The organism is Proteus columbae (assembly GCF_002777965.1).
GTDB classification, from domain to species: Bacteria; Pseudomonadota; Gammaproteobacteria; order Enterobacterales; family Enterobacteriaceae; genus Proteus; species Proteus columbae.
On sequence record NZ_NGVR01000017.1, the window covers coordinates 93,013 to 108,018 of the forward strand.

At 37.3% G+C, this 15,006-nt stretch carries 9 protein-coding genes and 1 pseudogene; 2 read left to right on the plus strand and 8 right to left on the minus strand.

From position 1 onward, the window contains the following. Positions 1-822: a bis(5'-nucleosyl)-tetraphosphatase (symmetrical) ApaH gene (apaH, locus tag CBE70_RS07125; protein ID WP_100158786.1), complete on the plus strand. Its 822-nt coding sequence runs from the start codon at positions 1-3 to the stop codon at positions 820-822. Between the two features lie 440 nt (positions 823-1,262). Here apaH and folA read toward each other — a convergent pair whose 3' ends face one another. Then, the gene (gene folA / locus CBE70_RS07130) at positions 1,263-1,748 is read right to left on the minus strand and encodes a type 3 dihydrofolate reductase (protein WP_100158787.1); all 486 of its coding nucleotides are present in this window, start codon (positions 1,746-1,748) and stop codon (positions 1,263-1,265) included. 174 nt (positions 1,749-1,922) lie between these two features. Between folA and CBE70_RS07135 the strand changes: the two genes are divergently transcribed. Then, on the plus strand, positions 1,923-2,537 hold the full coding sequence (locus tag CBE70_RS07135; RefSeq protein WP_100158788.1) for a LysE family translocator: 615 nt from the start codon (positions 1,923-1,925) through the stop codon (positions 2,535-2,537). Positions 2,538-2,577: 40 nt separating this feature from the next. Here the strand turns inward: CBE70_RS07135 and CBE70_RS07140 are convergent, their stop codons facing one another. The 7 genes and pseudogenes from CBE70_RS07140 to parE all read right to left on the minus strand — a co-directional run bounded on the left by CBE70_RS07140 (position 2,578) and on the right by parE (position 14,995). Then, a complete protein-coding gene (locus CBE70_RS07140) occupies positions 2,578-3,702 on the minus strand; it encodes a hypothetical protein (protein WP_100158789.1) in 1,125 nt (374 codons plus the stop codon). 110 nt (positions 3,703-3,812) lie between these two features. Then, the gene (gene pta / locus CBE70_RS07145) at positions 3,813-7,037 is read right to left on the minus strand and encodes an autotransporter Pta (RefSeq protein WP_100158790.1); all 3,225 of its coding nucleotides are present in this window, start codon (positions 7,035-7,037) and stop codon (positions 3,813-3,815) included. A 452-nt stretch (positions 7,038-7,489) separates the two neighbouring features. After that, on the minus strand, positions 7,490-8,911 hold the full coding sequence (gene ftsP / locus CBE70_RS07150; protein WP_100158791.1) for a cell division protein FtsP: 1,422 nt from the start codon (positions 8,909-8,911) through the stop codon (positions 7,490-7,492). A gap of 385 nt (positions 8,912-9,296) precedes the next feature. Beyond that, the gene (locus tag CBE70_RS07155; protein WP_100158792.1) at positions 9,297-10,046 is read right to left on the minus strand and encodes a 1-acylglycerol-3-phosphate O-acyltransferase; all 750 of its coding nucleotides are present in this window, start codon (positions 10,044-10,046) and stop codon (positions 9,297-9,299) included. A gap of 64 nt (positions 10,047-10,110) precedes the next feature. Then, positions 10,111-10,836 carry a DNA gyrase C-terminal beta-propeller domain-containing protein gene (locus CBE70_RS18695; protein ID WP_408634008.1) on the minus strand — a complete coding sequence of 242 codons (726 nt, stop codon included), beginning with the start codon at positions 10,834-10,836 and terminating at the stop codon, positions 10,111-10,113. A 51-nt stretch (positions 10,837-10,887) separates the two neighbouring features. Next, a pseudogene (gene parC, locus CBE70_RS07160) lies at positions 10,888-13,068 on the minus strand (DNA topoisomerase IV subunit A); the annotation flags it as partial. A gap of 31 nt (positions 13,069-13,099) precedes the next feature. Next, positions 13,100-14,995, minus strand: a complete 1,896-nt coding sequence (parE, locus tag CBE70_RS07165) for a DNA topoisomerase IV subunit B (RefSeq protein WP_100158794.1) — start codon at positions 14,993-14,995, stop codon at positions 13,100-13,102. Positions 14,996-15,006: the final 11 nt, after the last annotated feature.

Genomic DNA, 15,006 nt, shown 5'->3' on the forward strand with positions numbered 1-15,006 from the left:
ATGGCAACTTATTTAATTGGTGATATTCATGGCTGTTACCATGAACTGCGCCACCTTCTTGATAAAGTCAGTTTCGATCCTGCACAAGACACATTGTGGTTAACCGGTGATCTTGTTGCACGAGGCCCTGACTCGCTTGAAGTACTGCGCTTTGTAAAAAGCTTAGGCACTTCACTTAAACTCGTTTTGGGCAATCATGATCTTCATCTTTTAGGTGTATTTGCAAAAATTAGCCGTAACAAACCAAGAGATAAGCTGAATAATTTACTTAATGCGCCAGATGCAGATGAATTAATTAATTGGTTAAGACGCCAACCTGTGTTGCAAGTTGATGAAGACAAGAAAATCATCATGGCGCACGCAGGGATCACACCACAATGGGATTTAGAAACAGCCAAAATGTGTGCTCGTGAAGTCGAAGCTATTTTAAGTAGTGATAGCTACCCTTTGTTTATTAACTCAATGTATGGTGATTTACCAAACAACTGGTCACCAGAACTTTCGGGACTAGCACGATTACGCTTTAGCACAAATGCACTCACACGTATGCGTTACTGCTTTCCTAATGGTCAGCTTGATATGATTTGCAAAGATAAACCACAAGATGCACCTGCACCATTAAAGCCTTGGTTCGATTTGCCAAGCCAATTACCTGAAGGTTATAGCATTATATTTGGGCATTGGGCCTCTCTTGAGGGAAAAGGCACTCCTGATAATATTTATGCGTTAGATACGGGATGTTGCTGGGGTGGAAATCTCACTTGTTTACGTTGGGAAGACAAGCAGTATTTCACTCAATCTAGCCTATCTGCTCCCAAATAACTCACTTACTATCCCCTTTCCTTCTTCAAGCGCAAAAATGGCTATATTGCCTTTTGCGCTATGTGGATTTTATCCTCAAATATTACCTAAATTACTCTTTTTTATTCTAAAGAGAACATTTTACATACAAAAACGAACACTCAAAAATAAATTTAAAAATACCTCTTAATAATCAATGGATTATTTTTTTTCATTGAAAAATAAGTAGGATAAAATACGATATTAAGAATAAAAAAGCTCTATATCGATTAATATCTCATATATTATTCTATTAAAATGAGTTTATTAAATTATAAATAATGATTATTTTAGAATAACGCTCTATTTTAAAGATAAATAATTAAATAGATAAATGAATCTTATTTAGCGTTATTTCTATATTAATAAAATAGGAATAATAAAAAGGGAGATATTTAATCTCCCTTTTTATTTAATTCTTGTTATTTTCTTCTTTTTAATATTTCGAAGCAGTAGTTATGTGAGTTATTTTCATCGGCTTCATGGTATTCCATAAAGGTAGAATCCCACTCATCAGGCTCATAATCTGGGAATGTTGTATCACCGATAACTTCAGCATCGATGTGAGTTAGATAGAGTGTATTTGCCATAGGCAGAAATTGCTCATACACTTTACCACCACCTATAACCATAATTTCTTCATAATTTTCAGCAGCCTGCAAAGCCTCTTCTACAGATTTAACCCAAACAACGTCACTATCTGTTCCAGGGTGACTACTTAAAACAATATTAAGACGATTCGGTAAAGGACGTCCAATAGACTCATAAGTCACCCGCCCCATAATAACGGGTTTATTTAGCGTATTCTTTTTAAACCATGCGAGGTCACCTGGTAATGTCCAAGGCATTGCCTTTTCCATACCAATAATGCGATCCATCGCTAATGCTGCGATTAAACTAATATTCATTTACACACCTACGGGTAAAGATGGGAAAAAACTGTCCACACTATACGTAAAGCTAAAACCCGAGTCGATACAAATTATGCTTCCTTGATAATAAATAATTGCTTTATACTCGAAGTGTTAACTTAATCATATAAGATTCAATCATTATAATATTGTTATATACAAGGCGCTATTATGCTTGAAACTTCTTTAGTTGTTTTTACAATTGCTTTACTCGGTATGATCTCACCAGGTCCTGACTTTTTTCTCGTTGTAAAAAATGCAGCACGTTATCAACGATCTGCAGCAATGATGACCGCAATGGGTATTGTAGCGGCATTGCTGGTACATATGTCATATTGTGTTGCAGGTATTGCGGTGCTTATCACCACAACACCTTGGCTTTTTTCCATCTTAAAATATGCTGGAGCTGCTTATTTGTTATGGATTGGCTTTCAGAGTTTGCTCTCAAAATCTAATCATTCGATTGATGAAAAAGCCACACAACATTCACAAATTAGTTTTAAGAAAGCTTTTATGCAGGGTTTTCTCTGTAATTTACTCAATCCTAAAGCCACTTTGTTCTTTCTTGCCGTTTTCACTCAAGTATTAAGTGTTGATTCAAGTATCGGTGAAAAATTGTGGTATGCCTTTATTATTTGGGGATTAGCTGTTGTTTACTGGCCTTTGCTCGTTTTATTAATTCAAAGTGCACCTGTGAGAAAAGTACTCAATAAAATCCAAAAAAGTATTGATAAAGTACTGGGTGTAGTACTGATTGGTTTGGGGATTAAAGTCGCGCTGAGTTAAGCAATAGAACATCATATAGCCATAAGCTATATGATGTTTTTTATTTCAAATAAGATAATAAATCATTTAATGTATTTTGATTAAACTGTAGATAGCTATTAACATTAGCTTCATTAAGCTCTAACTCGTTAATCTCGCTGATAATATTTTTAATATATGATGCTTTATTTCTATTCTTCTCTTTATATTCGTCAAAAATTAATTTTATTTTATCTTTATATATATCATTACTATTATCAAAGGTTTCATACACCTCAAAATCAAAATTAATTGATTTATTATCGTTCATCATAACTTCTTGCATATAGGATGGTAACAACACTTTCAAATTATTAACAATCGTCTGTATCTTTGGGTTATTTTCAAAGCCACTAAGATGTGTTTTTATATTTATTAAAGTATTTTCTAATTTTAATAAAAAAATTTCACTTCTCATTTCTTTTTCTTTTAAATTATGAATAAATTTAATTAAATTGATAATCGAATCTTCTTTATTTACTTTATTAATTTTTTTCAAATCACCAATATTTTTTATTTTTCTAATTTTATTCTCTTCACTTCCCCCATCATCATAAATAGAATCTAGTAATTTAAAAATACTCTCCTTATAAAAGATGTCATTCCTTGATATAAATTTAAAACTTTCCTCATTACTAGTTTGCTTTAATATATTTTCATTATTTTTATTTTCTATTGAATACATTAAGTTATTTAAAATTGAATATAACAATAAGAAATCACCCTTTGTTTTTATATTATTTTTCAAGTAGCTATTAATAAATTCATTTTCATCTATATCGTTTTTCATCCTTCGTTGTAAAAATGAGGAAATTTCATTATTAAGATTACAATAATTTATTGTAACTCTATCAGAATTAATAACCTTTTTATTCAATGAATTTAAAAAAAAGAAGTCATTTATCTCTTCATATTTATTATGTTCTAAAATGAAATCACATTTTACTTTTATATTTGCTATTTCTTTTATAAAATCAAAAACCCTTTGAAAAAAACCAATCTTCTTATATGATAAAATGAAATTCCTATTTATATTATCAATTTTATCAATTAAATCTTTCACTCCACAATCACCCTTACTCATTCCCCCTTTATAATGAATAATATATTTTATATCTCTTAAAGTAGCATCATTAATAGCAATCATAACATCTCCTTCTTGTCACTTAAAAATAAAATAAAATAACAACATTAGTTTTAATACAAAAAAAAGCCCTTATTGCTAAGGGCTTTAATATATAAAGTAATTAATACAATTTAGAAATTAATTTTCAATGTTGCATTAATCCCACTTGAACTTACGTCACTATTATATTGACCTTGGTAAGACAGCCCGAAGGTAGTTGATTTACTTAATTGCGCATCAACACCTAAGCCAACACCAAATAAATTATCCAGCTTGCCACCGCGTAATGTTGCATCACCAGAATTTGATAAGAAGAGACGTGATTCAGGACGATTGTCACCAAACAGATGGCTTGCAGAAATATCGCCTTTTAATGCCATATTTACATTGCCTGCCATAAATGGATAGCCACCACGTAAACCGATAGTACCCACTTGAATATCTTGTGAGTCAGTCTTAGTGGTAAATTTCATATTACCAACATTTTCATTGATATCATCAGTTGATACACGTAACCAGCTAAATCCTGCATATGGCTCAATAGAATACTGATTAGTATTGAATTGAGTATAAGCACCCTCTAAGAAAATTTGAGTGATTTTTGCATCATAACTTGTTGAGTTATAACCTGCATTTTGTCCTACCCAAAGTGTTCTTTTTGCATCTCTATCTTGGTTAGTATGTGTGAAACCATAGTTCAATGAAGCCACGTCATATAAATTAGAAACACCGTAGGCACCAATATGAATATCGTTGCTGTCTATTTTTCCGTGCTCATTACCTTTATATTTGGTTGAACCCGCACCAAAGAACAGACCTGCTTTGGTATTTTCGGTCACATCGATTTCTGCGCCTAATAAACCGACATAGAAATCAACATCCATATTGCTATGACCATAATCAGCATTACCCCATTGGCCAATACCTGTCATCCAAATACGTGCATTGCTATTATCCAATTTAGCATAACGGCCTTGACCAATACCCATGGCTTGATCTTTCACAGTACGAGTTAAACCTAACACATTCACTACACTTGCACTGTTAGCATTAAGGTACATATCACTACCTAATGATTCATAGGTCTTATTCAGATCTCTTTCATTCATTGGTAATACTGCATTAAATAGATCACCACTACCTGTATTATCTAAAGCATTGGCAATAGAACGACCATTTTCATTATTAGCAAAAGTGGCTAAAGACGTATTTTCTTTTTTACTTAATGTGCCTGTAATGGTGTTGTCTTTTACAGAAACATTTTTATCAAATAATGCATAATCACTGTTTGGATTATTATTTGCTAACATCTTAGTTGTAGTACGATTATCAACTAAATTATCCGCATTAACGGTACCTGTCGCGACAGTATTATTAAGGTAGATATCTTTTAATTGACCTTCACTATCAGCACCAATATCTAAGTTTGCCCCTTTATTTAAAGCCATATCACCGACATTAACATCATGTCCAACGGTAACTAAATACGTCCCTTTATCGTTGATATTAATATTGGCTTTGTGGCTTTCATTTGATGCTAATTGACCTTGTTGTGTGAAAGTGTCGTTATAGCGATCGATAACACTTAATTTACCGCCATTCACATTAACCGCTTCTGTACCAAACGATTCTGTAAAGCCATATAAAGTACCTTGTTCGACTGTTGTACCACCACGATAAGTGTTATCACCAGTCATCACTAATGTACCTTCGCCTTTCTTAACTAAAGCGCCATCATATAATCCAGCGTCAATTTTCGCTTGAATAGCATCAGCACGTTTTTGGTAATACTCTTTACGCCATTTTTCAGCATCTTCTTTGCTGACAATGTGTGAGGTTGGATCTGGGTTACCATCGTTGATAACAAAATCAGTTCCTAAAACATAATCGCCACCAGCAGCAATACCTTTATCTGTATATTCCTTCAACCATGCAAGGTCTTCTTGTTCACGTAAATCTAGCGCGGTTTGTGAAATATCATTTGTCCAGACATCAAGTGGCGTCATGCTTAGGTTATATTCAAACTTACCTAAGAATTGACCAGGGCCATACATCCCTTTATCTAAATCAGGAGTACCCCAACCATAACGCACATCTGGCGTTCCTTCTGCCGCAGTCCAGCTATCATATAAAGAGCCATCTGGATTATGATGGTTAGCCGTTGTAAACATCACGTCACGTACTTGCATCGCATTCATCGATCCATAGCGTGACATCAATACACCCATGGCACCTGTAACGTGAGGAGCCGCCATTGATGTACCACTAAAGGTATCCCAACCTGCATTTCCCTCTTCATCAACAACTGATGAATAAATGTAACGACCCGGTGCAACAACCGTCCACCATTTCGCATTTCCTGCTTCATTAAAGATTTTTTCTAATTCATAACCCGACTTGTCCGCATTCTGTTTAAGACCCGCAACAGCAATCCAATGTTTTTCAGCTTCAGGATTAAAATAAGGATAAAGAGGACGGTAATAAGGTTGAGCAAAGTCACGGTTACCTGTTGTAAATACTTGTACAACGTTAGTGCCTTTTACCGCGTCATAAGCCGCATCAACAAAGGAAGGTTTATCACCATAGACTTTTTTGAAATAGAAATATTCGTATTCTGTTTGTGCAGTGGTATCTACAGGCATGTGTACGGTTGTATTACCGCCATCAGGACCTTTTGTTGGAACCGTGTTAACAATTCGAGGGTTTGTTCCCCAACTGTTATTAATAACTTGAGCTCCAGCATCCACCATCGCTTTCCAGCCAGTATAGAAATAAGTGTAATCTTGATAAGGACCGTAGTTATTACTATCTGTCGCGCCGGTATTTCCTAAATAAACATCAGAACCCCATGCAACCCCATGCATACCATTACCGTCACGGCTTGCTCCAACGGTTCCTGTGACGTGTGTGCCGTGTGTGTCATTCACACCTTTGATCCAGCCACCGTCAACATCAAAGGCTTGGCCTTTCTCATAATGCCCTCCCATTTCTTGAGGGTAACGCATGCCTGTTGAACCATATTGACCTTTGGCTTTCACTGCATGAAAACGCGCATCGTTTAATTCTGGATGTGACAATAATGCACCAGAGTCCATTACACCAATTTTGGCACCTTGCCCATGAAAACCAAGTGCATAAGCACTAGAGGCATTCATAGCAGCAAGCCCCCAGTCTTTTTGATATTCTTGGCTTTCCCAACTTTTTGTATCTCCTAATTGCCCAGCTTCTGAATATGCTACGGAATATCCAGAAAAAAGAAGTGCTGATGCAACAATGGAAAGTTGAAATATATTATTATTTATTTTATTTTTTTTATTCATTTTGTGATGATGACTTAAAGCTATTTCTTTGTTCATTCTGTACCTTCAGTTATATTAAAATTTAATAACATTAATTAAGGATCAAAAATAAAAGACGCGAAGATTCTCTAGTTTCTAGAGAAATAATTACTTGAAGGGCATCTCAAAAATATGATTTCATGCCATAAAAATAGATAGATTGACTACATAATCACAAATTAATAGATAGATTAAACAAGATTAGATCACTTGTTATTATATTACAAACAACCAAAATTAACCTATTTCAATATTAACCTCATGAGTGACAATATTTAAATCAACTTAATAAAGAGAACTTAAATAAATAAACAAAAATATCAAATTGATTAACAATTTTTTTGAGAATAGTCTTCTCTATTTAACTTTAGTCTAAAAAATATAATCCACATTATTTTTAATAAAAGAAAAACAGTATTTTTAAAATAAAAATACTGTTTTTCTTTTAATTTAGTGTTACTACATCGTGTCTATTCTAAAGGCGTGACTTCCATTTGCCCTACTATACCTTTATCTGCATTTTCTAATAACTGGCTGTAATATAGGAAAGGGAAATGCGAATAAGAAGGCTGTTTTAATTCCACCAGTAATTCACTTTGACTCTCAATCCAAACGGTATCTTTCCAACCAAAATCTGCGGGTGCTGGTTTCTGACTATTATGGTTAATCACTTTAAAACGGGCACCTTCAATATGGAATGGTTGCGGTGTCGGCACTGTTACAAGCCAACGCTCCCACCCATTTTGCTTACCGACTAAATCAATTCTTGAAAGCTCCCAACGAGCATTATTTATTCCCGGAGGACTGTTATGCAGTTGAATGGTTCTAGGCTGAATAGAAGTGGTGATTTGTGTGTCATCTACCGCTAGTTGCGCAGGTGCTTTGTCTGTCACTAATGACATTAATCCAGTTGGCTTAATGGTTAGTATATTGGCATTACGTAGTAAATCAGAAGGTTCAAAAATACCACGAAGCCTATCCATAAAGCCGGCACTTTGCCCTGCGGTAATTGTGACTTCACCACCTTCAGACATATCAACCAATATTTCACGTCGCTCTCCCGGAGCCATTGGAATCGATTTCAGTTCTACGGGAGATGTTAATAAACCCTGATCAGAAGCGATAAGGTAAAGTGAACGACCATCATTTGCAGTTAGTTCATAACGACGAGCATTAGATGCATTGACTAAACGTAAGCGGATCCAACCTCTAGAGACTTCAATATAAGGATCTTCACGTCCGTTAACTAGCAATGTATCGCCATAGAAACCATCACTAGCGGCTTCTTTGTCGTATTGTGGTGTACCAAAATTATCAATCCGCTTATCTTGAATAATGATCGGAAAGTCATTCACTCCATAATGTTTTGGTAAAGGCAGAGATTTGCTCTCTTCATCTTCCACAATCCACATTCCCACCAATCCATTATAAACATGGGGTGCCATTTTAAAGGGAGTATTGGCGTGATACCAACATGTTGTTGCTTTCTGACGAATAGGCAATACTGGCGACCAATAAGCACCGGGTGACATTAATCTTGCCGCACCACCAACTTGAGTCCCCGGAACTAATAAGCCACTTACCGTCATTGATACCGCTTCATTAAGACGGTTACTATAAATAAGTTTTATATCATCGCCACTTTTGACTTTGATTGTCGGTCCCGGAGTTGAGCCATTGATCCCCCAAACTTCCGCTTTTTGCGTACCATTAAACGCCCAATGCACATTTTGCAACGTCAAAAATAGCGGCTGACCACGACGAGATTCCAACAATGGCGGTATAGGTAATTGTTTATCATTGACTGATTCAGCACGAACAGAAGAAGATATAGAGCCCAGACATACCGCTAAGCCTGAAGCCTGAATAAACTGGCGACGACTAAATGACATACTTTCTCCGCAACAAAATACAAATATTCCTATCGCATCATCAAAAATGCTGTAACAGGAAAAAAGCTGCTGTGATTTAAAGACAAAAGGACTTAAATGAAATTACGGGAGCATAATAGCGCGGATATGACATAAATCCTAAAAATAGTTGATAACCAGTACTCTAAATAATTCAAAATGTAGCTAGGCAACAACTGGAACACATAAAAACATATACTCTAAATAATTCAAGGTGCAACTAGGCGACAAGTGAATGAGTCGCTAGGAGCATACATAAGTATGTGACTAGTGCGAATGAACGTAGTCAACAACGTTGCACCTTGAAGTATGACGAGTATATGAAGATCAGGCTTATATTCGTACTAACAAAGAAACTAAATAAGTATTAATTTAATTTACCGGGAAAATCACGCTTATTCATTTCTTCAACTTCTTTATCTAGCTCTTCGATTTTCGCTTTCATAATTTGACGACAATCTTCTGCTAATTCTCGAACTTGATCTTTGTTGTATTTTGAAACATCAATTGGAGGCAACATTTCAACAATAACGTAACCGTTATTCCAACGATTTAGCTTAATTTTATCCTGTGTTGTAGAAACACAAACAGGAATAATAGGCACACCAGCTTGAATAGCTGCATGGAATGCACCTGTTTTAAACGGTAAAAGGCCACGACCACGGCTACGAGTTCCTTCAGGGAACATCCAAACAGAAATCTTCTTCGATTTAATTTGATCCGCTACTTGTGAAATTGTGCCATGCGCTTTAGAGCGGTTTGCTCTATCAATCAAAATATTACCCGTTATCCAATACAACTGACCAAAGAAAGGAATAAAAATTAAGCTTTTTTTACCCACTGTTACGGTATTAGGTTGTACTGCATTTGACATCGTCACCATATCAAAATTGTTTTGATGGTTTCCGATATAAATACTTGGGCCATAGCTTTCCGCTTCTTTTGGAAAACGCTCAACGAGTTTAATACCAAAAACAGTAGATAACTTGCCGAATAAGCGTCCGTAAGTCATTACATGTTTAGGATTTCTTGGTGAAAACATGCAATAAATCATTCCAAACGTCACCACAATAATGGTGTAAAGAATGACAATGATGCCTCGAATAATGGCTAACATAAGTTTTAGCGTCCTAAATAGAAGTGGGTCAACAGACCCACTCAATATCAATTAAGTATTAGATTTAATTTGTTTCAATATCAATATGATCGATAACCTGAGCACCGCGAGGTAAAGAGGTTCCTCGACGTCCACGTTTTGCTTTAAAGCTAACTAACTCATTCATCGACATTGTCATTTTACGTTTACCAAAATGCAGGGTAACTGAGGCATTTTCAGGTAATACTCGTAACCAAGCGACGTTATCCTCACCACTTGCTGCTTGCGAAGCTGGAATAGAAACCATCTGATTTCCCTTTCCTTTTACCATAGTTGGTAGTTCTGCTGCTTCAAAAATCAGCATTCTACCGCCTTTAGTAATGATCATAATGAGATCAGTGAGCTCATTATTCAAGCGTTGTGGCGGTAATGGTAATGCATTTTCAGGTAAAGTCAGTAGTGATTTTCCTGCTTTATTTTTAGAAGTTAAATCATCAACCTGACAGATAAATCCATAACCAGCATCAGATGCCATTAAGATCTTATCGGTATTTTCGCCCATAACAACATGGCGTAATTGCGCACCTTTTTGAACTTTTAATCGGTCAGTTAGCGCATCGCCTTTGCTACGGCCTGAAGGTAATGCATCAACATCAACGGTATAGCTTTGACCCGTAGTATCAATTAAGTGTACAGGTTGATTACTCATACCTTCAACGGCATCAAAATAGTCATCACCAGATTTAAAACCAACCGATTTAGCATCAATATTATGTCCTTTTTGGCAACGAATAAGCCCTTTTTCAGACATAATGACGGTAACAGCTTCAGGATGTAGATGTTTTAACGGAATAGGTTCATCACCCGCGTTGCCGCTAAAATAGTTGATTTCTTCTGCTTTAAGCACTTCTTGCTGGCCATCAACAGTAAAGATTAATGCTTCATCTTTAGGTGCAAACAGCATTTGTTCAATCACATCGCCTTGCTCTTTTCCTAAAGCAACAAGACGTGTACCACGCCCTTTTTTATTCATTTCATTCAGTTGTTCTGCTGAAATGGCTAAAATACGTGTTTTGTCAGTGATGATAATAAACCAGTGTTGCTCATTTTTCTTTTGAGGATCAACTAAGAACGGTGCTAATAATTCAGTCTCTTCAGAAACAGTTAGTAGCCCTTTACCTGTCTTGTTCTTCGTTTCCATCTCATCGTAAGAGAGAACCGAACCATAACCTTCTTTTGTTGCCAGTAAATATTCTTGTCCAGCACTTCCCGCTAACATGTATTTCACGCTGGCTTCAGGTGGGAAAGTTAACTTACCAGTTAATGGTTCGCCTTGGCTACGTCCTGAAGGCATATCATTTGGGCTTAAGGTATAGCTTCGTCCGGTGGAATCAAGGAACAGAACAGGCTGATTACTCATGCCTCGTACTGCACTGTGATAACCATCTCCTGCACGATAACTCATGCCACTTGGGTCAATATCATGTCCTTTTGCATTACGTACCCAGCCCATTTCAGACAGCACAATAGTCACCGGCTCTGATGGCAACATATCTTGTTCATTCACCACTTTCGCCTCTTCCTGAGGGCGGATAGGCGAGCGACGATCATCACCAAATTCTTTCGCGTCGGCTTCAATCTCTTTTTTCAGTAAAGTATTTAAACGGCGTGGTGAACTTAATAATTTCTCAATGCTGTCGCGTTCTTTTTCAAGCTCATCACTTTCGCCTTTTAGTTTCATCTCTTCAAGTTTGGCTAAATGGCGCAAACGTAGCTCTAAAATAGCTTCTGCTTGAATGTCTGATAATTCAAAGCGGCGCATTAATTCTGCTTTTGGTTCATCTTCATGACGAATAATTTCAATCACTTCATCAATATTGAGATAAGCAATTAATAAACCTTTGAGAATTTCTAAGCGGCGTAAAACTTTCTCTAAACGATGATTTAAGCGGTTTGTTACTGTTTGGCGACGATAAACTAACCATTCGTTTAAAATAGTTAGTAATCCTTTTACTGCTGGACGGTTATCTAACCCGATCATATTCAGGTTAACGCGATAACTTTTCTCCAAATCAGTATTCACAAACAAGTAGTACATTACTTGTTCTAAATCGACGCGATTACTACGAGGTACAATAACAAGTCTAGTCGGATTTTCATGATCAGATTCATCACGTAAATCTTCAACTAAAGGTAGTTTTTTGGCGCGCATCAATGCTGCGATTTGCTCAAGGACTTTGGCTCCAGAAACTTGATGAGGCAATGCAGTGATCACCGCGCATCCTTCTTCTTTTTGCCAAACAGCCCGCATTCTGACAGAACCACGCCCTGTTTTATAAATCTTCTTGATATCGTCTTGAGCGGTAATAATCTCAGCTTCAGTCGGATAATCAGGACCTTGAACATATTGCATCACGTCAGATAACCCTGCATCTGGATTATCTAAAAGCATAACTAAAGCTTGCCCTATTTCACGCGCATTATGTGGTGGAATGTCCGTTGCCATCCCAACTGCAATACCTGTTGTACCATTAAGCACGATATTAGGTAAGCGTGCAGGCAACATTTTCGGCTCTTGCATCGTGCCGTCAAAGTTAGGGATCCAATCTACCGTGCCATGTCCTAATTCACTCAATAATGTTTGTGAATATTTAGAAAGGCGTGATTCGGTATAACGCATCGCGGCGAAAGATTTTGGATCATCCGGCGCACCCCAGTTACCTTGTCCATCAATTAATGGATAACGGTAAGAGAACGGCTGAGCCATAAGTACCATTGCTTCATAACATGCACTATCACCATGCGGGTGATATTTACCTAGCACGTCACCAACAGTACGGGCTGATTTTTTAAATTTAGCGTTATTACTTAAACCAAGCTCTGACATCGCATAAACGATACGACGTTGCACGGGTTTTAGCCCATCTCCAATAAAAGGTAATGCACGATCCATAATGACGTACATGGAGTAGTTGAGATAGGCATTTTCTGTAAATAAGTGGAGCGGTTGGCGCTCTACACCATCATGAGTCAATTCACTCATTCAATTTTTCCTCAGACTCTTGTGGTATCCATTACACTTCGATGTCAACTTCATCGCCTTTCTCTTGTAACCAACTTCGGCGATCTTCAGAGCGTTTCTTCGCTAACAACATATCCATCATGCCTAGGGTCTCTTGATAATTTTCATCGTCAATCACCAATTGCACTAAACGACGCGTATTAGGATCAAGCGTTGTTTCACGCAGTTGAAGTGGGTTCATTTCACCCAAACCTTTAAAGCGCTGTACGTTAGGCTTTCCTTTTTTACGGCTTAAACGTTGTAAAATGGCATTTTTTTCTGATTCATCAAGGGCATAATGAACTTCTTTACCTAAGTCGATACGATAAAGTGGCGGCATTGCCATATAAACGTGCCCTTCCTTAACAAGAGCCGGGAAATGGCGCACAAATAAAGCACACAATAAGGTTGCGATATGTAAACCATCCGAGTCCGCATCCGCAAGAATACACACTTTACCGTAACGCAGTTGGCTTAAATCATCATTATCAGGATCCATACCAATTGCTACCGAAATATCATGGACTTCTTGTGACGCTAGCACTTCATCTGAAGAGACTTCCCATGTATTTAGGATCTTACCACGCAGAGGCATAATCGCTTGATATTCACGATCTCGAGCTTGTTTAGCAGAGCCTCCCGCAGAGTCCCCTTCAACCAAAAACAGTTCGGTGTAACGTAAATCTTGAGAAGTACAATCAGCCAATTTACCCGGCAATGCAGGCCCTGAAGTGAGTTTCTTTCTTACCACTTTTTTAGCAGCTCGCATACGACGTTGAGCACTGCTAATCGCCATTTCAGCAAGTAATTCACCAACCTGAACATTCTGATTTAGCCATAAGCTAAAAGCATTTTTTACAGCATTTGCAACAAACGCACTGGTTTGTCTTGAGGAGAGTCGCTCTTTGGTTTGCCCTGCAAATTGAGGGTCTTGCATTTTCACGGATAATACATAAGCACAACGCTCCCATGTATCATCGGCGGTTAATTTAAGGCCTCTTGGTAGTAAATTACGGAATTCACAAAATTCACGCATTGCATCTAACACACCTTGGCGTAAACCATTTACGTGTGTACCACCTTGAACCGTCGGGATTAAGTTAACATAGCTTTCAGTGAGTAGATCGCCACCTTCAGGTAGCCATAACATAGACCATTCAACGGCTTCATTATCACCTTCAAATTTGCCTGTAAAAGGTTCTTCTGGAAGGCGAACAAACTCAGCGACAGCTTCACTTAAATAATCGGTTAAACCATCGGCGTAGCACCAATTTTCTTGGGTGTTGTTTACTTTATCTACAAAAGAAACATTAACGCCCGGACACAGTACCGCTTTAGCTTTTAATACATGAGATAAGCTTTTAGAAGAAAAACGAGGAACATCAAAATAGGCGCCATCAGGCCAAAAATGCACACTCGTTCCTGTATCTCGTTTTGCACAGGTGCCAATCTCATGTAACTCTTCAACTTTATCGCCATTTTCAAAGGCAATTTGGTAAATTTTACCATCACGACGAACAGTTACTTCAATACGCTTTGAGAGGGCGTTAACAACCGAGATCCCCACACCATGCAACCCGCCAGAAAATTGATAATTTTTATTAGAGAATTTTCCTCCGGCGTGGAGGTGAGCAAGGATTAATTCGATAGCAGAAACGTTAAGTTCAGGGTGAATATCGACAGGCATTCCTCGCCCATTATCGATAACTTCGATAGATTGGTCTGCATATAAAATGACATCGACCTTTGATGCGTGTCCCGCAAGCGCCTCGTCCACGCTATTATCTATCACTTCCTGTGCCAAATGGTTCGGTCTTGTTGTATCTGTATACATCCCCGGACGACGACGTACAGGCTCTAGACCATTAAGAACCTCAATATCCTTTGCGTTATAACTTGATTGAGTCATTGTTTTAATCT